The 19,218-nt window shown below is 63.0% G+C and carries 21 protein-coding genes; 15 read left to right on the top strand and 6 right to left on the bottom strand.

The genetic code is table 11. The features are described from left to right. Nucleotides 1–133 precede the first annotated feature (133 nt). Nucleotides 134–1,567, top strand: coding sequence for an NAD-dependent succinate-semialdehyde dehydrogenase (locus ACF8MC_RS03285; protein WP_033634614.1), 1,434 nt, complete (start codon nucleotides 134–136; stop codon nucleotides 1,565–1,567). A 48-nt stretch (nucleotides 1,568–1,615) separates the two neighbouring features. Here ACF8MC_RS03285 and ACF8MC_RS03280 read toward each other — a convergent pair whose 3' ends face one another. From ACF8MC_RS03280 to ACF8MC_RS03270, 3 genes are read right to left on the bottom strand one after another with little or no spacing between them, the layout of a single operon-like run. After that, a complete protein-coding gene (locus tag ACF8MC_RS03280; RefSeq protein WP_164104978.1) occupies nucleotides 1,616–2,518 on the bottom strand; it encodes an alpha/beta hydrolase in 903 nt (300 codons plus the stop codon). Beyond that, nucleotides 2,505–3,401 (bottom strand): alpha/beta fold hydrolase, encoded by an 897-nt coding sequence (locus tag ACF8MC_RS03275; protein WP_164104979.1) that lies wholly within the window; start codon nucleotides 3,399–3,401, stop codon nucleotides 2,505–2,507. The genes ACF8MC_RS03280 and ACF8MC_RS03275 overlap by 14 nt, the downstream gene beginning before the upstream one ends. Before the next feature lie 25 nt (nucleotides 3,402–3,426). Beyond that, a complete protein-coding gene (locus tag ACF8MC_RS03270; RefSeq protein WP_164104980.1) occupies nucleotides 3,427–4,482 on the bottom strand; it encodes a sugar phosphate isomerase/epimerase in 1,056 nt (351 codons plus the stop codon). A 140-nt stretch (nucleotides 4,483–4,622) separates the two neighbouring features. Between ACF8MC_RS03270 and ACF8MC_RS03265 the strand changes: the two genes are divergently transcribed. Next, nucleotides 4,623–5,213 carry a TetR/AcrR family transcriptional regulator gene (locus tag ACF8MC_RS03265; RefSeq protein WP_060420877.1) on the top strand — a complete coding sequence of 197 codons (591 nt, stop codon included), beginning with the start codon at nucleotides 4,623–4,625 and terminating at the stop codon, nucleotides 5,211–5,213. On the opposite strand, the gene ACF8MC_RS03260 is transcribed toward ACF8MC_RS03265, so the two are convergent. Next, nucleotides 5,210–5,362, bottom strand: a complete 153-nt coding sequence (locus ACF8MC_RS03260; protein ID WP_226873095.1) for a hypothetical protein — start codon at nucleotides 5,360–5,362, stop codon at nucleotides 5,210–5,212. The genes ACF8MC_RS03265 and ACF8MC_RS03260 overlap by 4 nt on opposite strands. Beyond that, nucleotides 5,331–6,263: a LysR substrate-binding domain-containing protein gene (locus tag ACF8MC_RS03255; RefSeq protein WP_039565997.1), complete on the bottom strand. Its 933-nt coding sequence runs from the start codon at nucleotides 6,261–6,263 to the stop codon at nucleotides 5,331–5,333. Before ACF8MC_RS03255 ends, ACF8MC_RS03260 begins: the two co-directional genes overlap by 32 nt. A 169-nt stretch (nucleotides 6,264–6,432) precedes the next feature. Between ACF8MC_RS03255 and ACF8MC_RS03250 the strand changes: the two genes are divergently transcribed. From ACF8MC_RS03250 to ACF8MC_RS03210, 9 genes are all read left to right on the top strand, one after another. Then, the gene (locus tag ACF8MC_RS03250) at nucleotides 6,433–7,383 is read left to right on the top strand and encodes a branched-chain amino acid ABC transporter permease (protein WP_164104981.1); all 951 of its coding nucleotides are present in this window, start codon (nucleotides 6,433–6,435) and stop codon (nucleotides 7,381–7,383) included. A 10-nt stretch (nucleotides 7,384–7,393) separates the two neighbouring features. Further along, nucleotides 7,394–8,506, top strand: coding sequence for an ABC transporter ATP-binding protein (locus tag ACF8MC_RS03245; protein ID WP_033648403.1), 1,113 nt, complete (start codon nucleotides 7,394–7,396; stop codon nucleotides 8,504–8,506). Continuing rightward, nucleotides 8,503–9,273, top strand: a complete 771-nt coding sequence (locus ACF8MC_RS03240; RefSeq protein WP_047567335.1) for an ABC transporter ATP-binding protein — start codon at nucleotides 8,503–8,505, stop codon at nucleotides 9,271–9,273. The genes ACF8MC_RS03245 and ACF8MC_RS03240 overlap by 4 nt, the downstream gene beginning before the upstream one ends. Beyond that, nucleotides 9,266–9,979, top strand: coding sequence for an ABC transporter ATP-binding protein (locus ACF8MC_RS03235; protein ID WP_060706563.1), 714 nt, complete (start codon nucleotides 9,266–9,268; stop codon nucleotides 9,977–9,979). Before ACF8MC_RS03240 ends, ACF8MC_RS03235 begins: the two co-directional genes overlap by 8 nt. 82 nt (nucleotides 9,980–10,061) lie before the next feature. Beyond that, a complete protein-coding gene (locus ACF8MC_RS03230; protein ID WP_369803927.1) occupies nucleotides 10,062–11,165 on the top strand; it encodes a branched-chain amino acid ABC transporter substrate-binding protein in 1,104 nt (367 codons plus the stop codon). Nucleotides 11,166–11,183: 18 nt separating this feature from the next. After that, a complete protein-coding gene (locus ACF8MC_RS03225) occupies nucleotides 11,184–11,675 on the top strand; it encodes an L-2-amino-thiazoline-4-carboxylic acid hydrolase (protein WP_033634625.1) in 492 nt (163 codons plus the stop codon). Further along, nucleotides 11,672–12,898, top strand: coding sequence for a Zn-dependent hydrolase (locus ACF8MC_RS03220; protein ID WP_041035231.1), 1,227 nt, complete (start codon nucleotides 11,672–11,674; stop codon nucleotides 12,896–12,898). Before ACF8MC_RS03225 ends, ACF8MC_RS03220 begins: the two co-directional genes overlap by 4 nt. Nucleotides 12,899–12,979: 81 nt before the next feature. Continuing rightward, nucleotides 12,980–13,327 carry a helix-turn-helix transcriptional regulator gene (locus ACF8MC_RS03215; protein ID WP_004938187.1) on the top strand — a complete coding sequence of 116 codons (348 nt, stop codon included), beginning with the start codon at nucleotides 12,980–12,982 and terminating at the stop codon, nucleotides 13,325–13,327. 3 nt (nucleotides 13,328–13,330) lie between these two features. After that, nucleotides 13,331–13,864 carry an SRPBCC family protein gene (locus ACF8MC_RS03210; protein ID WP_074026585.1) on the top strand — a complete coding sequence of 178 codons (534 nt, stop codon included), beginning with the start codon at nucleotides 13,331–13,333 and terminating at the stop codon, nucleotides 13,862–13,864. Here ACF8MC_RS03210 and ACF8MC_RS03205 read toward each other — a convergent pair whose 3' ends face one another. Beyond that, complete coding sequence (locus tag ACF8MC_RS03205; RefSeq protein WP_033653089.1) at nucleotides 13,865–14,893, bottom strand: transporter; 1,029 nt, start codon at nucleotides 14,891–14,893, stop codon at nucleotides 13,865–13,867. 186 nt (nucleotides 14,894–15,079) lie between these two features. Here ACF8MC_RS03205 and ACF8MC_RS03200 point away from each other — a divergent pair, with 186 nt between their 5' ends. The 4 genes from ACF8MC_RS03200 (at nucleotide 15,080) to pbpG (ending at nucleotide 19,107) form a co-directional block, all read left to right on the top strand. Next, complete coding sequence (locus ACF8MC_RS03200; protein ID WP_164104982.1) at nucleotides 15,080–16,690, top strand: inorganic phosphate transporter; 1,611 nt, start codon at nucleotides 15,080–15,082, stop codon at nucleotides 16,688–16,690. Between the two features lie 26 nt (nucleotides 16,691–16,716). Next, entirely contained in the window at nucleotides 16,717–17,631 is a 915-nt protein-coding gene (gene ppk2 / locus ACF8MC_RS03195; RefSeq protein ID WP_033648410.1) for a polyphosphate kinase 2, read from the top strand. A 120-nt stretch (nucleotides 17,632–17,751) separates the two neighbouring features. Beyond that, a complete protein-coding gene (nudI, locus tag ACF8MC_RS03190; protein WP_033634632.1) occupies nucleotides 17,752–18,177 on the top strand; it encodes a nucleoside triphosphatase NudI in 426 nt (141 codons plus the stop codon). A 93-nt stretch (nucleotides 18,178–18,270) separates the two neighbouring features. Beyond that, nucleotides 18,271–19,107: a D-alanyl-D-alanine endopeptidase gene (gene pbpG / locus ACF8MC_RS03185; RefSeq protein ID WP_164104983.1), complete on the top strand. Its 837-nt coding sequence runs from the start codon at nucleotides 18,271–18,273 to the stop codon at nucleotides 19,105–19,107. Nucleotides 19,108–19,218 lie beyond the last annotated feature (111 nt).

The following is a 19,218-nucleotide window of genomic DNA, read 5'->3' as shown; positions in this document are numbered from 1 at the left end:
CGCCCTGGCGCTTTCGTGCCCCTCGCCTGGACGATCGCCGCCATTCGGCGTAGGGTTTAGATCTCTGTCCCTTTCAGGCGCGCCGCATCGCGAAGCTCATCGGCCCCTGACACTCCGCAAACAAGAGGCAACAATGTATCCGGATACTCAACTGTATATCGATGGACAATGGCGCAACGCACTGGCCGGGAAAACCCTGCCGGTCACCAACCCCGCCACCGACGAGGTAATCGGTCAAGTGGCGCACGCCGCCACAGAGGATCTCGATCTGGCGCTGGCCGCCACCGAGCGCGGATTTAACGTCTGGCGCGACACCGCCGCGCACCAGCGCGCCAACCTGATGCGCAAAGCGGCGGCGCTGCTGCGCGAACGCGCCAACGCCATCGCCGCCGTCATGACGCAGGAACAGGGCAAACCGGTGGCGCAGGCCAAAGTCGAAATTCTCAACGCCGCCGACGTTATCGACTGGTTCGCCGGCGAAGCCACCCGCACCTACGGGCAGATCATTCCGTCCCGCGCCCGCGACGTGCAGCAGCAAACCCTCAAGCTGCCGGTCGGCCCGGTGGCCGCCTTCACGCCGTGGAACTTCCCGATCAACCAGATCGTGCGCAAGCTGTCCGCCGCGCTGGCCGCGGGCTGCTCCATCATCGTCAAAGGCCCGGAAGAAACGCCGGCCTCGCCGGCTGAGCTGATCAAAGCCTTCGCCGACGCCGGGATCCCGGCCGGGGTGATCGCGCTGGTGTACGGCACCCCGGCGGAAATTTCGGAATACCTGATCCCGCATCCGACCATTCGCAAGATCTCCTTCACCGGCTCCACCCGCGTGGGCAAGCATCTGGCGGCGCTGGCCGGCCAGCATATGAAAAAGGCCACTATGGAGTTGGGTGGCCACGCGCCGGTGCTGATCTTCGACGACGCCGATCTCGACGCGGCGGCCAAAGAGCTGGCGCAGTCCAAGTTCCGCAACGCCGGCCAGGTCTGTATCGCGCCGACCCGCTTCCTGATCCAGCAAGGCGTTTATGAAGCCTTCGTGGAGAAATTCACCGCCGCCGTGCGTGAGCTCAAGCTCGGCAACGGGCTGGAAGACGGCGTCACCATGGGGCCGATGGTGCTGGGCCGCAGCGTCGACAATATCGAGGCGCTGGTGCAGGATGCCGTCGCCCACGGGGCAAAAGCCTGCACCGGCGGCAAGCGCGTGGCGGGCAAAGGCAACTTCTTCGAGCCGACGGTGCTGCGCGACGTGCCGCTGAGCGCCCGCGCCATGTCGGAAGAGCCGTTTGGCCCGGTCGCCCTGCTGCGCCCGTTCGCCACCTATGACGAGGCGATCGCCGAAGCCAACCGCCTGCCGTATGGCCTGGCCGCCTACGCTTACAGCCGCAACATCGCCACCGTCAATGCGCTGGGGCGCGACGTGGAGAGCGGCATGCTGAGCATCAACCATATCGGTTTCGGCCTGCCGGAAACGCCGTTTGGCGGCGTGAAAGACTCCGGTCACGGCACCGAAGGCGGCAGCGAAGCGATCGAATCCTACCTGGAAACCCGCTTCGTCACCGTCGCCGGCCGTTAATCGCACGCCGGATGAATGGCCAAAAGCCCCGCTGTGCGGGGCTTTTTTTTACTCGCGAGCCAGTTCGAACAGCCGCCGCGCCGCCGGGGTCAGCCCCAGCATGTGAATGCAGGCATGCACCATGCCCGGCAACCGTTCGCAGCGCACCGGCACGCCCGCCTCGCGCAGCCGCTGCGCATACTGCTCGGCCTCATCGCGCAGCGGATCATATTCGCAGCTCAGGATGGTGGCCGGCGGCAATCCGTGCAGCGTAGCGGCGTACAGCGGTTCGGCGCCGGGATCGCGCCGCTGGGCCAGATACTGCTGCCAACAAAATACCATCGCATCGCGCGTCAGAAAGTACCCCTCGGCAAACTCGCAATAGCTCTTCGTCGTCATCTCGCGGCTGAGCGCCGGGTACAGCAGCAGCTGGCGCTCGATGTGCGGGCCGCCGCGATCCCGCGCCAGCAGCGCGACCGCCGCCGCCAGATTGCCTCCGGCGCTGTCGCCGCCCACCGCCAGGCGCTTCGCGTCGATCCCCAACTGCGGCGCCTGTTGTGCCACCCAGCAGAGCGCCCGATAGACATCTTCCAGCGGCTGCGGAAACGGGTATTCCGGCGCCAGACGATAGTCGACCGACAGGATCACCCGGCCGGTGGCGTTGGCCAGCGCCTGACAGGGCCGATCGTACAGCGCCAGCGAACCGAGGCACCAGCCGCCGCCGTGGGCGAACAGCATTGCCGGCTGCGCGGCGGCGCGGTTTTCCCCCGCCGGTAGATAGGCGCGCAGCGCGATCCGATACCCATCGGCGGCGACCACCGTAAAGTCCCTGACGCCGCCGCTCGGTTCCGCCTCGCCCTGCAGCTGGCGTAAACCGGTTTCCGCGGCCGCGCGCATTTCCGCCAGCGACGCGGGGGGCGGCGCATCGGCCGATGCCGTCAAAAAGGCGGCAATGCGTTCATCGAGCGGCATGTGGTTCTCCTGCCAGGAACGGCGTAATCAGTGCAGTAAATTCCTCATGACACTCTTCGGTAATGAAATGCCCGCAGCCGGCGATCGTTTCGCCCCGCAGATCGTGCGCATTGCCCCGCAGCGTCGTCAGCGGCGCGTCGCCGGTGGCGTGCTCGGCCCCCACCGTCAACACCGGCATCGTCAGGGGCGTGGCGGCGCGCAGGCGGTTTTGCCGCACGGTCTCCGGGATCGCCCGGTAATAGTCGAATCCGGCGCGTAGGCCGCCCGGCGCCGAATAGGCGGCGATATACACCTGCGCCGCCACCCGATCGCGCCGATAGGACCAGCGATTGAAGATATAGCCAAGATATTCCCGCTCACGCCCCTGGGTCAGGGTCTCCGGCAAATCCGCCAGCTGGTTGAACATGAAATGCCACAGGAAGATGTTCTCCTCCGGCGCGACGAAAATCGGCGGCGGCGGCGCCAGCCCGGGGATCACCGCCTCCGTCAGCACCAGACGTTCCACCGCCTGCGGGAAATCGCTCGCCATGGCGTAACCGATCCACATGCCGATGTCGTGGCCAACCAGTTGGTAACGTTCATGGCCCAGCTGCGCCATCATCGCGTGCAACGTCGCACCAACGCTGCCGGTGTCGTAGCCGCCAGCGGGCTTGTCGGAATCGCCGATGCCCGGCGGATCGACGGCGATCGCCTGAAAACCGGCCGCCGCCAGCGCTTGCATCAGATAGCGCCAGGTGTACCAGGTTTGCGGCCAGCCGGGGATCAGCAGCACCGGCCGCCCTTCACCGGCCATCACGCAGTGAAGGCGCCGGCCGTTGACCTGGAGATAGACGTGTTCCGCCGCGAGATCCGCCAACGGGATCTCGTTCTGTAGGTGTTGCATGGGGTGACTCCCTGAAGGATTAGGCTCAGCGAATGCCGAGCAACGCGTTGATTTGCCGTGGGTTGACCGGTGCGCCGGCGAAGTCGTCGAACACTTTATCGGTGACGCGGATAATGCGATCGCGGATGAAGGCTGCGCCTTCGCGCGCGCCGTCCTGCGGATTTTTCAGGCAACATTCCCACTCCAGCGCCGCCCAGCCCGAATAACCGTACTGCGTCAGACGCGAAAAGATGCCGTTGAAATCGACCTGGCCGTCGCCCAACGAGCGGAAGCGGCCGGCGCGATCGATCCAGGATTGATAGCCGCCGTAAATACCCTGGCGACCGGTCGGATTGAACTCGGCGTCCTTGACGTGGAACATGCCGATAACCTCTTTATAGATATCGATAAACTCCAGATAGTTGAGCTGCTGCAGCACCATATGGCTCGGATCGAACAGAACCCGGCAGCGCGGATGATGGCCAACGCGCTCATGAAACATTTCGAATGTCACACCGTCGTGCAGATCCTCGCTCGGGTGAATTTCGTAACACAGGTTGATCCCCTGCTCGTCGCAGGCGTTAAGCACCGGCAGCCAGCGCCTGGCGAGCTCGTCGAACGCGGTGTCGATCAGCCTTTCCGGACGCTGTGGGAACGGAAACAGATAGGGCCAGGCCAGCGAACCGGAAAAGGTGCCCAGCTCGCTGAGCCCGAGCCGCGCCGACGCCTTCACCGCCAGCAGCATTTGCTGCCGCGCCCACTCGCCTCGCGCCTGCGGATTGCCCTGCAGCGCCGGCGGCGCGAAGCTGTCAAACAGCGCATCGTAAGCCGGGTGTACCGCCATCAGCTGGCCGAAGATATGGCTGGTCAATTCGCTGACCACCAACCCCTGTTCCGCCAACATGCCGGTCAAATCATCGCAGTAGGTTTGGCTTTCTGCGGCGGTGGCCACGTCGAATAAACGCCGATCCCAGGCCGGGATCTGCAGCGCGCTAAAGCCGGTCTGCGCCGCCCACTCGGCAATGGCGGGCAGGCTGTTGAACGGCGCTGTCTCATCGCTGAACTGCGCGAGATGCAGGCTTGGACCTTTGAGGGTTTTCATCGTAAACTCCTATTGGTTGTCGATTGACAAACAATAGGAGCAAAGCGCGATGACCGCAAGTGAAATTTATAAAGATATTGGTATTCCCGACGATTTAAGCGATCCTATGTCGCTGAATGGCAGGTAAATTGGAGCAGCAAATGGCAGGCAGACCGCGCGAGTTCGACCGCGAACAGGCGCTTTTGAAGGCGCGAAACTTATTCTGGCGACAGGGTTACGAAGGCACTTCGATGTCGGATCTGGTGGCGGAATTGGGCATTGCTTCCGCGCGCATCTACAAGGCGTTCGGCTCCAAAGAGCAGCTGTTCCGCGAGGCGATCGCCAGTTATGAAACCGAGGAAGGCGGCTTCGCCGATCGCGCCTTCGCGCAGGAAAGCGGCATTCGCCCGGCGATCAAACGCCTGCTGGAAGACGCCGTGCGGCTCTACAGCCGGCCGGATCTGCCGCAGGGCTGCATGGTGGTCTCCTCCGCCGCCAGCGTCAGTGCGGAAAACGACGGGCTCAAAGTCTGGCTGGCTGAGCATCGGTTGCAGCGCACCCAGCAGATCGTCGAACGGCTGCGGCAGGCGGTGCAAGCCGGCGAACTGCCGGCCGGCACCGACGCCGACAGCCTGGGGGACTTTTTCGCGGTCTTCCTGCACGGCCTGTCGATTCAGGCGCGTGACGGCGTCACTGAAACACGACTGTTGGCGGCGGTAAAGGTGGCGCTGACGGCCCTGGGCAACGCTTAATCTCCCGGCCGATCGGCAATCGCCAGCGCGCCTTCGCCGTAATCATGCTCTTCATCCTCAATGCGGCGCGCGTCCATGCGCAGCGCTTTGATGTTGGCCGCATCGACGGGTTGCAGATTATGCCCCGGCGTTCTGAGCCGCCGCCTCACGGCGCAGCCACTGCCGCAGATTTTCGCCTTCCTGCGACAGTTCGCTATCCAGGCGAGCGCACAGGTAATAATCGCGGCCGTCGTCGATCGGCAGATCGAACATTTTGATTAACTCACCGCTCTCAAGGTAGTGGGCGATTAACGGCTCACGCATCAGCGCGCATCCCAATCCCGCCTGCACCGCCGCCAGCGTCAACAATCCGTCTTCGAACATCGGGCCGATACTGCGCAGCGGGCGTTTAACACCGGCCTGCTGAAACCATTGCATCCAGGTATTGCGCTCCTCGTCGTGCAGCAGCGGCAGCGTCGCCAGCTGATCCGGCGTATCGAGCAAACCGTGCAGTTTACTGAACGCCCGGCTGCACACCGGCACCATTTGGCCGGACATCAGCTTTTCGCTGCGATAGCCGGTCCACTGCCCAACCCCGAAGCGGATCGACAGATCGGCGGCGTCGCTCAGGTAATTGCGGTGGTTGGCGTAAACCACATTGATGTCGATATCCGGATTTTCGCGCAGAAAGCCGCGCAGCCGCGGAATGAACCATCCCATGCCGAACAGCGGGATCAGGCTGATGGTGACCTGCCGCGATGCGGACTGCTCGCGCACGTGTTCGGTCGCCTGGCGCAGCACGTTAAACGCCGAGCGGATCGAACGGTAATACTCCCGCCCCTCGCTGCGCAGCACCAGATGACGCCCCTGCCGTTCTGTCAGCGGCATCTGCAAAAACGCCTCCAGCGTTTTCAGCTGATGGCTGACCGCCGAAGGCGAAATCATCAGCTCCTTCGCCGCCGCGCTGATGCTGCCCAGGCGCGCGATGGCTTCGAACGCCCGCACGGCGCGCAGCGGCGGATCGTTCGGCAGCATCGGCAACGGCTCATCATACTGTTCTGTTTTTTTCATATATCTATTGTTTTATGGAAGTCACGGAGAGAGGATTTATTTAATATACATAAAAATCAACAAATTAAAATCACTCGTTTTTTGTATAAGAAAGTATTTTTCCGTATTTTACAATTTTTTTAAATTCTCTACTGTGAGCCTCCTGACTCATTATCTCCGGACTCTCCTTATGGATACGCTGGTACAGCAGACCGTCAACGGTTTGATGCTCGGCAGCATCTATGCGCTGATCGCGCTCGGCTACACCATGGTGTACGGCATCCTGCGCATCATCAACTTCGCGCACGGCGACGTGCTGATGGTCGGGGCGCTCAGCGCGCTGTCGGCGATCGGCGTGTTGCAGCATCATTTTCCCGCGCTTTCGCCCTACGCCACGCTGCTGCTGGCGGCCCTGTTCGCCATGGCCGTCTGCGCCATCACCTCGATGGCGATCGAACGTCTGGCCTATCGCCGGTTGCGCAATGCGCCGCGCCTGGCCCCGCTGATCAGCGGCATCGGCGTCTCGCTGCTGCTGCAAACCCTGGCGATGCTGATCTGGTCACGCAATCCCCTGATGTTTCCGCAGCTGTTGCCGATGGCGCCCATCGCCCTGACCGCAGGCAGCGCCGAACATGCGCCGGCGGTGATCACCGGCACCGCGATCGTCACGCTGGCGGTGGCCATGGCGGTCATGGCCGGCCTCTGGCTGCTGGTCGAACACAGCCGTTTCGGCCGCGCCATGCGCGCCACGGCGGAAAACCCGCAGGTCGCCGGCCTGATGGGCATCAGTCCTGACCGCATCATCGTTCTGACCTTTGCGCTCGGCGGCGCGCTGGCGGCGGTAGCCGGCATCATGATGGCCAGCAACTACGGCAACGCCGGTTTCTCGATGGGCTTTCTGCCCGGCATCAAAGCCTTTACCGCCGCCGTGCTCGGCGGCATCGGCAACCTGCGCGGCGCGATGCTCGGCGGTTTGCTGCTGGGGCTGTTCGAATCGCTGGGCACCGGCTATCTCGGCGAGCTGACCGGCGGCGTATTCGGCAGCAACTACCAGGACGTCTTCGCGTTTCTGGTGCTGATCGCCGTACTGGTCTTCCGCCCCTCCGGGCTGTTGGGCGAACGCATCGCCACGCGCGCATAAGGACATCACGATGACCGTTTTAACTTCCACGCTTCCCCTGGCCACGCCTCGGCGCGCCAGACTGGGGCTGACGCTGTTCATTCTCGCTCTGCTGCTGGCGCCCTGGGTTGCGGGCGCCGCCGGCGGCAACTACTGGGTGCGCGTCGTCGACTTCGCCCTGCTGTACCTGATGCTGGCGCTCGGGCTGAACATCGTGGTGGGCATGACCGGCTTGCTGGACATGGGCTTTATCGCTTTTTACGCCGTTGGCGCCTATCTGGCCGCGCTGCTGTCGTCACCGCATCTGACGCAGCAGTTCCCGCTGCTGCTGCAGTGGTTCCCCGACGGGCTTCATCTGTCGATGCTGTGGCTGATCCCGCTGGCGGCGCTGCTGGCGGCCGTGTGCGGCATTCTGCTTGGCGCGCCGACGCTGCGGCTGCGCGGCGACTATCTGGCGATCGTCACGCTCGGTTTCGGCGAGATCGTACGTATTTTGATGCGCAATCTCGATCGCCCGGTCAACCTCACCAACGGCCCCAAAGGCATTTCCGGCATCGACCCGGTCAGCCTGTTCGGCCTGAAGTTTTCCGGCATGCATGAGTGGTTCGGCGTGCGTTTCTCCGGCCTGTACCTCTATTACTACCTGTTCGCCGCCCTGCTGCTGGCGATCCTGTTTATCAGCCTGCGGTTGCAAAATTCGCGCATCGGCCGCGCGTGGACGGCGATCCGCGAAGACGAGGACGCCGCGCGGGCGATGGGCATCAACACCCGCAACTTCAAGCTATTGGCCTTTGCCATCGGCGCCACCTTCGGCGGCGTGGCCGGCGCGCTGTTCGCCGCGTTTCAGGGCTTCGTGTCGCCGGAATCGTTCACCCTGCAGGAGTCGATCGCCGTCCTGGCGATGGTGGTGCTCGGCGGCATGGGGCACATCCCCGGGGTGATCCTGGGCGCGCTGCTGCTGGCCGCCCTGCCGGAATTGCTGCGCAGCAGCATGGGGCCGCTACAGCAGGCGCTGTTCGGCCAGGTGCTGATCGACCCGGAAATCATTCGCCAACTGTTTTACGGCCTGGCGCTGATCCTGGTGATGCTGTATCGCCCGGCGGGCCTGTGGCCGGCACGCCATATAAGGGGGAACGCCGCATGACGCCTTTGCTCACTTTAAATCACGTCAGCAAACGCTTCGGCGGCCTGACGGCGGTGGATGACGTCAGCATGAGCATCCGCCAGGGGGAAATCTACGGCCTGATCGGGCCGAACGGCGCCGGTAAGACCACCTGCTTCAATCTGATCACCGGTCTGTATCGCGCCGACGCGGGCGAATTCCGCCTGTCGGGCCAGCGCTATAGGCCCCAGGCGATCGATAAAGTGGCGCAGGCCGGCATCGCCCGCACCTTCCAGAACCTGCGGCTGTTCAACGAAATGAGCGTGCTGGAAAACGTGATGGTCGGCTGCCACGTGCGCACCCGCAACGGCCTGTGGGCGGCGATCGCCCGCCACCGCCGCGCCAGGGAGGAGGAACAGGCGGTGCGCGATAAGTCCCATGCGCTGCTGGAGTACGTCGGCATCGGCCAATTCGCCCATTACCGCGCCGGCGATCTCGCCTATGGTCATCAGCGCCGCCTGGAGATCGCCCGCGCGCTGGCGACCGAACCCCGGCTGCTGGCGCTGGACGAACCGGCGGCCGGCATGAACGCCGGAGAAAAAGTGGCGCTGCGCGAGCTGCTGCTGCGCATTCGCGACAGCGGCAAAACGCTGCTGTTGATCGAACACGACGTCAAGCTGGTGATGGGTCTGTGCGATCGCCTGACGGTGCTGGACTACGGCAAAGCGATCGCCGAAGGCGAACCGGCGCAGGTTCGGCGTGAACCGGCGGTCATTCAGGCCTATCTGGGAGGCGGCGCACATGTCTGAAGCCCTGCTGAGCGTTAAACGACTCAAAGTGTCCTACGGCGGCATTCATGCGGTCAAAGGCATCGATTTTACGGTCAACGCCGGCGAACAGGTCACGCTGATCGGCGCCAACGGCGCGGGCAAGACCTCCAGCCTGCGGGCGCTGACCGGTCTGCAGCCTTTCGAGGGCGACATCCTGTTCGACGGCCGTTCGATTCGCGGCATGGCGCCGCACCGCTTGCTGCAACAGGGGCTGGTGATGGTGCCGGAAGGTCGCGGCATTTTCACCCGCCTGACGGTGCGAGAAAACCTGCAGCTGGGCGCCTATGCGCGCCGTGACAAACCGGCGGTGCGGCACGATTTTGAACGGGTATGCGCCACCTTCCCGCGCCTGAACGAGCGCCTGAACCAACCGGCCGGGCTGCTTTCGGGCGGCGAACAGCAGATGGTGGCGATGGGCCGCGCGCTGCTCAGCCGCCCGCGCCTGTTGATATTGGACGAGCCGTCGATGGGGCTGGCGCCGATTGTGGTGGAGGCCATTTTTTCGGTCATCAAACAGCTGGCGCGTGACGGCGTCACGCTATTGCTGGTCGAGCAAAACGCCCGCCTGGCGCTGGAATCCACCGATCGCGCCTATGTGCTGGACAGCGGCAGCCTGAGCCACAGCGGCCGCTCCGCCGAGATGCTGGACGATGAAAAAATCAAACAGATCTATTTGGGTGAATAACCGTTGTTACCTTTAACCGCACCAGGAGTATGACATGCAGCAGAACTTTCGCATCAAGCCGTTGGCGCTGGCCGCCGTGACGATGATCCTGAGCCTCCCGGCGCTGGCGGACGACACCGTGCTGATCGGCCTGGCCGGGCCGCTGACCGGCCCTTCCGCGCGTATCGGCAAAGATCTCGAAAACGGCGCGCGGTTGGCGATCGCCGACGCCAACGCGCAAAAGCCGACGCTGAACGGCAAACCGGTCACCTTCAAATTGCTGTCCGAGGACGATCAGTCCGATCCGCGCACCGCCGTGGCCGTCGCGCAGCGTTTGGTGGACGAAGGCGTCGCCGGCGTGGTCGGCCACTGGAACACCGGCACCAGCATCCCGGCGGCACGCATCTATCACGATGCCGGCATCGCCCAGGTGGCGCCGGTCGCCACCGGCCACGGCTACACGCAACAAGGCTTTGACACCAGCTTCCGCGTGATGGGCCATGACGACGACGGCGGCAACTATGCCGGGCAGTATGCGGTGAAAACGCTGAAAGCCCAGCGCATCGCGGTGATCGACGATCGCACCGCCTTCGGCCAGGGCCTGGCGGACGAGTTCATCAAATCGCTGCAGGCCCAGGGCGTGCAGCCGGTCACCCGCGAATACGTCGACGACAAGACCGTCGATTTCAGCGCCGTGCTGACCACCGTGCGCAGCAAAAACGCCGATCTGATCTTCTTCGGCGGCGTGGACTCCCAGGCGGCACCGCTGGCGCGCAAACTGAAACAGCTGGGCATGAACGCGCAGCTGATGGGCGCAGGCGGCTTTGTCAGCCAGACCTTCCTGACGCTGGCGCAGCGTGAAGGCGAAGGCGTCGTCGCGCTGGAGCCGGGGCTGCCGCTGGAACAGATGCCGGGCGGCAAGGCGTTTGAACAAGCCTACCGCGACCGTTACCACACCCACATCGAACTGCATGCGCCCTTCGCCTACGACGCCACCCGGGTGCTGATCGCCGCCATCGAACAGGCCGGCTCGGCCAATCCGGCCGATTACCTGCCGAAACTGCGCGCCATCCATTATCAGGGCGTGACCGGCGCCATCGCCTTCGATGCGCAGGGCAACCTGCAACAGCCGAGCTTCACCCTGTACCGGGTAGTGGACGGCAAATGGCAGCCGCAAACCGTGTTGGGCGGCGCCAAACCACAATAAATCAAGAGGAGCAAGGCGATGAGCTGTGCAAACAACGAGTTGGGCATTTTGGCCCGCAGAAAGATCGAAGCGGAGATCATCAAACCGATCTACCAGATCCTGGTGCGTGAAATCGGCAAGGCGCGCGCTCAGGCGGTGATCGGCGAAGCCATCGAGAATGCCGCCATCGAGGCGGGCAAACGGTTCGCCGCACAGGAGCCGAACGGCGCGGATCTGCGCAGCTTCGCCGCCTTGCAGTATCTGTGGGAAAAAGACGACGCGCTGCGCGTTGAGGTGATCAACCAGGACGAACAACACTTCGACTATAACGTCACCCGCTGCCGCTACGCCGAGATGTACCACGAGATGGGGCTGGGGGAAATCGGCCACCTGCTCTCCTGCGCGCGCGACAGCCAGTTTATCGTCGGCTATGCGCCGGAGGTCGAGCTGCAGCGCAGCCAAACTATCATGTCCGGCGCCCCCTGCTGCGATTTCCGCTACACCGCCAAAACGCCGGGAGAAGAACAATGACGTATCGGGTCAACGGCGAGCGCCTGTGGCAAAGCCTGCACGCGATGGCGCAGTTCGGCGCCATCGCCGACAACGGCGTCACCCGCCTGGCGCTCAGCGAAGAGGATCGCCAGGCGCGCGACCAGCTGCGCCTGTGGGCGCTGGAGGCCGGTTGCAGCGTGCGCGTCGATCGGATGGGCAACATGTTCCTGCGCCGTGAAGGCGCGCGGCCCGAGCTGGCGCCGGTGGTCACCGGTTCTCACGGCGACTCGCAGCCCCGCGGTGGCCGTTTCGACGGCATCTACGGCGTGCTGGCCGGGTTGGAGGTGATTCGCAGCCTTAACGATCGGCAGATCGTCACCGAACGCGCAATTGAAGTGATCAACTGGACCAACGAAGAAGGCGCTCGCTTCGCGCCGGCGATGATCGCCTCCGGCGTGTTCGCCGGGGTCTTCGAGCTGGAATACGGCCTGACGCGCCGCGACGAGCACGGCGTCAGCCTCGGCGACGCGCTGGAACGCATCGGCTACGCCGGCGAACACCCGGTGGGCGGCACGCCGATCCATGCCGCCTTCGAGCTACACATCGAACAGGGGCCGATTCTGGAAGCGGAGCACCTCGACATCGGCGTGGTAACCGCCGCACAGGGGCAGCGCTGGTACGAACTGGAGGTCGTCGGCTTCAGCGCCCACGCCGGCACCACGCCGATGGATCGCCGCCGCGACGCCCTGCTGGGCTTCACCGAGCTGGTGACGGCGGTCAACCGCATCGGCTGGGATTTCGCGCCCGACGCGCGCGCCACGGTGGGCATGGCGCAAATTACCCCCAATTCACGCAACGTGGTGCCGGGCCGGGTCTTTTTCAGCGTCGAATTCCGCCATCCGCAGGAGTCAATTCTGGAACAGATGGAGCAGCGCCTGCTGGCGGCGGTAAACCACGTCAACGGCGGCGGCCTGACCGCTCGCGCCGAGCGCATTTTCCAGTATCCCCCGATCGCTTTTGATCGGGGCTGCATCGACAGCGTACGTCATGCCGCGCAAGCGTTGGGCTACCGCCATCGCGACATGATTTCCGGCGCCGGCCACGATGCCTGTTACCTTAACCGCGTCGCCCCAACCGCCATGATTTTCATTCCCTGCGTGGACGGCATCAGCCACAACGAGCGGGAAGACATCACCCCCGCCTGGGCAACCGCCGGCGCCGACGTGTTGCTGAACGCCCTGCTGGCGCACGCCGGCGCCTGATCCCCGCCCCGGTTTTCGCCGGGGCAAAAAATATTCAACAAAACGGTTGAATATTAGCCCGCCTGTTCTATATTCAACCATATGGTTGAATTATCTTCCTCACAGCTGGACGCCATTTTTCATGCGCTGGCCGACCCGACGCGCCGCTCGATGTTGCGCGCGCTGGCCGGCGGTGAGCGCAGCATCGGCGAACTGGCCGCGCCGCTGCAGATGTCGTTCGCCGGCGCCTCCAAGCACGTGAAAGCACTGGAACATGCGGGCCTGGTGCAACGCACCGTGCAAGGAAGAAACCATATCTGCCGGCTCGAACCCGAGCCTATGGCGCAGGCCATGCACTGGCTGCAAACCTATGAACATTTCTGGACTGAACGGCTGGATGCGCTCGAACAGGCGCTGCTGCAGCCCGAACAGCTTCCTCCCAAGGAGTGAACCATGAATGATTACGGCATGATTATCGAACCCGGTACGCTGCGCATCCAGCGGCTGCTGCCCGGCCCCATCGAGCGGGTGTGGGCTTACCTGACCGAATCCGACAAGCGCGCCACCTGGCTGGCGGCCGGCGCCATGACGTTGGAGAACGGCGCGCCGCTGGAGCTGGAATTTCGCAACTCCGATCTGGCGGGCGAGCACGAACCCCCGCCGGCCAAGTACAAACAGCACGGCGGCTGCGTCTGCAACCGCGGCCACATCACCTGCCTGTTCCCGCCGCGCCTGCTGAGCTTTACCTGGGCCGAACAGGATCAGGGCCGCCCTTCCGAGGTGACCTTCGAACTGACGGAACAGGGAAGCGCGGTGCTGCTGACGGTCACCCACCGGCGCTTGGCCAACCGCGACGAGATGCTCAGCGTCGCCGGCGGCTGGCACACCCATCTGGATATCCTGCAGGATCGCCTGCACGATCGGGCGCCGCAGCCGTTCTGGAGCACCCATGCCCGGCTGGAAGAAGAGTACCGCGCCCGCCTGTAATTACGACTCGTCCCTGCGCCTGAACGCCAGATAACCGGCGATCAGCGTAAAACTGCCGACCAGCAACACCAGCAGGATAAAACCGTGGTGATTGCTGGCCAGCGGGATCCCCCCCACGTTCATGCCGAAGAAACCGGCGACGATATTGATCGGCAGCGCCAGCACGGTGATTACCGTCAGCGTGTAGAGCGTGCGGTTGTTCTGCTCCATCAGCTTAGCGCCCAGCTCCTCCTGCAGCAGCCGGATGCGTTCGGTCAGGCTGGCGAGATCGTTCAACACCACGGTGAACTCTTCGGTAAACTGCCGCAGATCCTGCACCACCTCACGGCTCAGCCAGGTCGGCGGCCGGTTCAACAGGCGAAACAGCGCGGCCGGTTCGGGCGCCAACAGGCGCTGAAAGCGCAGCAACATGCGGCGCATGCGCCCCAGCTCGGTGCGATTGCGTTTCACGCGGCGGGTCAGCAGGCGATCCTCGATGGTATCGACATACTGGTTGGCCTGTCGCACCACCTGCTCCAGCACGTCCTCCTGCTCTTCCAGCAGGTGCGCCAGCAGTTCGGTGGACGAGGCCAACTGCAGCGCCGTCAGGCGGCCGAGCAGCCGTTCAATGAGTCGCACCGGTTTATGGCGCACGGTCACCACCAGCCCGCGGCAGCAATAGAGCCACAGCGTCGCCGTTTCCGGGTTGCTGTCCTCGGGGTGGAAGATCACATCGTTGAGCACCGCGAACAGATCGTCGCCCTGGCGCTCAATGCGCGTGGTGTGCGAACCGTGGCGAATCTCGTGGAAGAAAAAATCGGAAATGGCGAAATGATTTTTCAACCACTTCTCCGCCGCCGCGTGGTTGAGATTGAGGTGCAGCCAGATAAAACCGTCGCCGGGCGGCAACGTCTGGTAGGCCTGGCAGACCTGCTGCGAGTTCAGGCGCCTCGGCGGCTCACCGGAACGAAACACATGGCCGTAGATCAGCCCGGTCACTTCATCATCAAAATCCAGCTTGTGCATCTTTTCCGCTAACCGTTGCACCATAACGCCCTATCCTGCCTGTTGCCGTTAACCCAAGACCGTCCCCGCTGTTATAACAATCTTTATTTATCGGCGTTAATGATTTTCGCCGTTCCCGATGATTAATATTTTCGTCATAAAAAAGCCACATTCATTCAGAATACTTTTCAGGCGACAGCTACCGCATCCAATCCTCTCAGGAAGGTCATTATGAGCGATAACAGCGCCGTTCAACCGGACATGCCGGCCGCCTCCAGCCTGCCCAAACTGCATCAAAAGAACAGTCGACTCACTGTTCTTTTTTTTATGTTCTTATTAATTCTGGGGATCGCGTTCGCCGGGATGAACTTATTTAACGACGTCAGCGACGCCGGCGCCGTCTATACCAGTTACGTTCCGTTTTTATTATTGGGGCTGGCGCTATTGATTGCGCTGGGCTTTGAATTCGTCAACGGCTTCCACGATACCGCCAATGCGGTCGCAACGGTGATTTACACCCACTCGCTTTCGCCGATGGTCGCCGTGGTGTGGTCCGGTTTCTTCAACTTTCTCGGCGTGTTGCTCTCCAGCGGCGTGGTGGCCTTCGGCATCATTTCGCTGCTGCCGGTCGAGCTGATCCTGCAGGCCGGCACCGGCAACGGTTTCGCCATGGTGTACGCCCTGCTGTTCTCCGCCATCATCTGGAACCTCGGCACCTGGTGGCTCGGGCTGCCCGCCTCGTCGTCGCATACGCTGATCGGCTCGATTATCGGCGTCGGCGTCGCCAACGCCCTGATCCACGGCCGCACCGGCACCAGCGGCGTGGACTGGGGCCAGGCGATCAAGGTGGGCTACGCGCTGCTGCTGTCGCCGGTGATCGGCTTCGTGTTCGCCGGCCTGTTGCTGCTGGCGCTAAAGCTGTTCGTCAAGAACCGCCAGCTGTACAGCGCCCCTAAGGGCAATACCCCGCCGCCGCTGTGGATCCGCGGGCTGCTTATCCTCACCTGCACCGGCGTTTCCTTCGCCCACGGCTCCAACGACGGCCAGAAAGGCATGGGCCTTATCATGCTGATCCTGGTGGGCACCATGCCGATCGCCTACGCCCTGAACCGTTCGATGCCGCCGGAGCAGATTCCCCGGGTGGCGGCGCTGGCGGAGGTGACCCAAAACCAGCTGCTGCGCCAGTTCCCGGCCGGCGGCCAAACGCCGCCGCGCGAGGTGCTGACCGGCTATGTGCGCACCAGCGAGCTAACGCCGGAGGTGGTGCCGGCGTTGGCGCAGCTGGCCGGCGCGATCGGCGATCAAATTCGTCAGTACGGCTCGGTCGACAAGATCCCGGCGCAGGCGGTGTCGAACACCCGCAACGACATGTATCTGGCGTCCGAGACCATCAAGCACCTGAAGGCAGAGCATCAGCTGCAGATCAATCCCGACGCGCAGCGCAACCTCGACGCGCTGAAGGGCGAACTCGACAACGCCACCCGCTTCATTCCCTTCTGGGTGAAGGTGGTGGTGGCGATTGCGCTGGGGCTCGGCACCATGGTCGGCTGGCGCCGCATCGTGGTGACGGTGGGCGAAAAGATCGGTAAATCGCACCTGACCTACGCCCAGGGCGCCAGCGCCGAACTGGTGGCGATGACCACCATCGGCGCGGCCGACGCCTTCGGCTTGCCGGTTTCGACCACGCATGTCCTGTCGTCCGGCATCGCCGGCACCATGGCCGCCAACCGCTCCGGGCTGCAGATGGCCACCCTGCGCAATCTGCTGATGGCCTGGGTGCTAACCCTGCCGGCCTCGGTGCTGCTGTCGGCGGTGCTGTACTGGATCTTCAACCATTTCTAACACCGGGCCGATACGGAGAAAATCTGATGACCATGCATGAAGTCAACCGCGATGACGGTTTCAACCAGCGCCTGCTGCAAGAGTTTTACGACAGCTACGACGAAGAGCTGGAAATGGAGCTGGACGACCTGCGCTTCGACGCGGCAGAAGTCGACAGCGACGCGAAGAAAGCCTGGCGCAAGCAATACTTCCGCGAGTTGCTGCGCCTGCAGGGCGAGCTGGTGAAGCTGCAGGATTGGGTGATGCGCACCGGCCACCGGCTGGTGATAATCTTCGAAGGCCGCGACGCCGCCGGCAAGGGCGGCGTGATCAAGCGCATCACCCAGCGCCTCAACCCGCGCACCTGCCGCGTGGCGGCGCTGCCGGCGCCGAACGATCGCGAACGCACCCAGTGGTATTTTCAGCGTTATATCGCGCATCTGCCGGCCGCCGGCGAAATGGTGCTGTTCGACCGCAGCTGGTATAACCGCGCCGGCGTGGAGCGCGTGATGGGCTTTTGCAACGACGAAGAGTATGAGGAGTTTTTCCGCAGCGTGCCGGAATTCGAAAAAATGCTGACGCGCAGCGGCATCCAAATCGTCAAATACTGGTTTTCAATCACCGATGAGGAGCAGGAGCTGCGTTTCCTCAGCCGCATTCACGATCCGCTCAAGCAGTGGAAGCTCAGCCCAATGGATCTGGAAAGCCGCCGCCGCTGGGAGGACTACACCGAGGCCAAAGAAATCATGTTAGCGCGCACTAACATTGCCGAAGCGCCCTGGTGGGTGGTTCAGGGCGTCGACAAGAAAAAGGCCCGCCTGAACTGCATCACCCACCTGTTGCAGCAGGTGCCTTATGAGGAAGCCGAAGGCAACGTCATCACGCTGCCGCAGCGCAAACGCAGCCCGGAATACCACCGTAGCCCGGTGCCGGACAACATGGTGGTGCCTGAAATCTACTGACCTTAGCGCAGAGAGGCGGCTACCGCTTCTCTGCGCTAATACAACGCTTTGATTTCTCTCACGCTAAGGGGTTAAACCCCATGTTAAAGTGGTTGCTTTCCATTTTGACAGGAGTCTTCCATGCGCCAGCGCATCATTGTCTGCCCGCTGATTGAAAACGATAACGCCTTCCTGCTGTGCAAAATGGCGGCGCACAAGGGCGTGTTCCCCGGCCAATGGGCACTGTCCGGCGGCGGCGTCGAGCCGGGTGAACAGATAGAACAGGCACTGCGGCGCGAAGTGCGCGAAGAGCTGGGCGCCGCGCTGATCCTCGACAGCATCACGCCCTGGACCTTCCGCGACGATGTGCGCATCAAAACCTATGCCGACGGCAGCCGGGAGCAAATCTACATGATTTACCTGATTTTCGACTGCCATGCCGCCAACCGCGACGTGACGATCAACGACGAGTTCGACGACTACGCCTGGGTGCCGCGCGAGCGTCTCGCGGACTACGATTTGAACGAGGCCACCCGCTTCACGCTGCAACAAAAGGGATTGTTGTAACAGTTTGAGCGATTATCGCCCTATTTTCTTCACATTTGCCGGGCAGACTCTTTTGATATTTTTTAATCACTTAGGGTCACTATTGCCGCCGTTATGCTTTTATCTCACGCTTTTCTCCGTCTGCCCGCCCGGCGCTTCGGCGCCGCCCTCCTGTTCAGCCTGCTGTTCGTTTTGGCGCCCGTGCATGCCGCTGCGCCGCCGCTGGTGCTGAACGCCAAATCGGTGCTGGTCGTCAATCAACGCACCGGAAAGACGCTCTATCAGAAGCAGCCGAACCGCGTGCTGCCGATCGCCTCGCTCACCAAGCTGATGACCGCCATGGTCGCCCTGGACAGCAAACGCCCGATGGGCAGCAGGCTGAAAGTCACCGCCGCCGATCGCGATCTGCTGAAGAAAACCCACTCGCGCCTGACCATCGGCTCGGTGCTCAGCCGCCGCGACATGCTGCACATCGCCCTGATGTCTTCGGAGAACCGTGCCGCTGCGGCGCTGAGCCGCAGCTATCCCGGCGGACGCAAGGCCTTCGTGGCGAAAATGAATCAGAAAGCGCGCGCCATCGGTATGAAACGCGCCCGCTTCTACGATCCGACCGGGCTGACGCCGCGCAATGTGGCGTCCGCCAACGATCTGCTGAAGATGGTCAATCACGCCTATCGCTATCAATCGATTCGCCGCTTCAGCACCGACAAGCAGCAGATCGTGCGTCCTGGCCGAGGCCAGTTGGTCTACCGCAGTTCCAACGGCCTGATCAACAACCCAGCCTGGAAGATCCAGCTGCAGAAAACCGGCTTTACCGACGAGGCTGGCCACTGCCTGGTGATGCGCACCACCATCAAAGGGCAGCCGGTGGTGATGATCCTGCTCGGCGCGCAGTCGCGCTACGGCCACTACCGTGACGCCATTCGTCTGAAGGCCTGGCTCGAAGGATAATATCGCGGCGCTTTACCGATCTGCGCATATCCAAATTCGTTTTGGATCAATGGAATATCCTATCGCCAATCAGTATTAAGGCGCGCGCCGCCCGCATGGTATTTGTCAGGC

Origin of the sequence: Serratia sp. LACPHL-BACT-2024-00286 (assembly GCF_043109535.1) — a bacterium.
In the GTDB taxonomy this organism is placed as follows: Bacteria; Pseudomonadota; Gammaproteobacteria; order Enterobacterales; family Enterobacteriaceae; genus Serratia; species Serratia sarumanii.
The sequence above is the reverse complement of the archived record's forward strand: the minus strand, read 5'-3'. Positions and strand labels throughout refer to the sequence as shown.

Coding starts and splice junctions, on each gene's coding strand:
- ACF8MC_RS03200 (WP_164104982.1), top strand. CDS start 15,080: ATGAGCGATAACAGCGCCGTTCAACCGGACATGCCGGCCGCCTCCAGC.
- ppk2 (WP_033648410.1), top strand. CDS start 16,717: ATGACCATGCATGAAGTCAACCGCGATGACGGTTTCAACCAGCGCCTG.
- ACF8MC_RS03275 (WP_164104979.1), bottom strand. CDS start 3,401: ATGCAACACCTACAGAACGAGATCCCGTTGGCGGATCTCGCGGCGGAA.
- ACF8MC_RS03210 (WP_074026585.1), top strand. CDS start 13,331: ATGAATGATTACGGCATGATTATCGAACCCGGTACGCTGCGCATCCAG.
- ACF8MC_RS03255 (WP_039565997.1), bottom strand. CDS start 6,263: ATGAAAAAAACAGAACAGTATGATGAGCCGTTGCCGATGCTGCCGAAC.
- ACF8MC_RS03265 (WP_060420877.1), top strand. CDS start 4,623: ATGGCAGGCAGACCGCGCGAGTTCGACCGCGAACAGGCGCTTTTGAAG.
- ACF8MC_RS03205 (WP_033653089.1), bottom strand. CDS start 14,893: ATGGTGCAACGGTTAGCGGAAAAGATGCACAAGCTGGATTTTGATGAT.
- ACF8MC_RS03245 (WP_033648403.1), top strand. CDS start 7,394: ATGACCGTTTTAACTTCCACGCTTCCCCTGGCCACGCCTCGGCGCGCC.
- ACF8MC_RS03225 (WP_033634625.1), top strand. CDS start 11,184: ATGAGCTGTGCAAACAACGAGTTGGGCATTTTGGCCCGCAGAAAGATC.
- ACF8MC_RS03215 (WP_004938187.1), top strand. CDS start 12,980: ATGGTTGAATTATCTTCCTCACAGCTGGACGCCATTTTTCATGCGCTG.
- ACF8MC_RS03270 (WP_164104980.1), bottom strand. CDS start 4,482: ATGAAAACCCTCAAAGGTCCAAGCCTGCATCTCGCGCAGTTCAGCGAT.
- ACF8MC_RS03220 (WP_041035231.1), top strand. CDS start 11,672: ATGACGTATCGGGTCAACGGCGAGCGCCTGTGGCAAAGCCTGCACGCG.
- ACF8MC_RS03230 (WP_369803927.1), top strand. CDS start 10,062: ATGATCCTGAGCCTCCCGGCGCTGGCGGACGACACCGTGCTGATCGGC.
- ACF8MC_RS03250 (WP_164104981.1), top strand. CDS start 6,433: ATGGATACGCTGGTACAGCAGACCGTCAACGGTTTGATGCTCGGCAGC.
- ACF8MC_RS03235 (WP_060706563.1), top strand. CDS start 9,266: ATGTCTGAAGCCCTGCTGAGCGTTAAACGACTCAAAGTGTCCTACGGC.
- ACF8MC_RS03280 (WP_164104978.1), bottom strand. CDS start 2,518: ATGCCGCTCGATGAACGCATTGCCGCCTTTTTGACGGCATCGGCCGAT.
- nudI (WP_033634632.1), top strand. CDS start 17,752: ATGCGCCAGCGCATCATTGTCTGCCCGCTGATTGAAAACGATAACGCC.
- ACF8MC_RS03240 (WP_047567335.1), top strand. CDS start 8,503: ATGACGCCTTTGCTCACTTTAAATCACGTCAGCAAACGCTTCGGCGGC.
- pbpG (WP_164104983.1), top strand. CDS start 18,271: ATGCTTTTATCTCACGCTTTTCTCCGTCTGCCCGCCCGGCGCTTCGGC.
- ACF8MC_RS03285 (WP_033634614.1), top strand. CDS start 134: ATGTATCCGGATACTCAACTGTATATCGATGGACAATGGCGCAACGCA.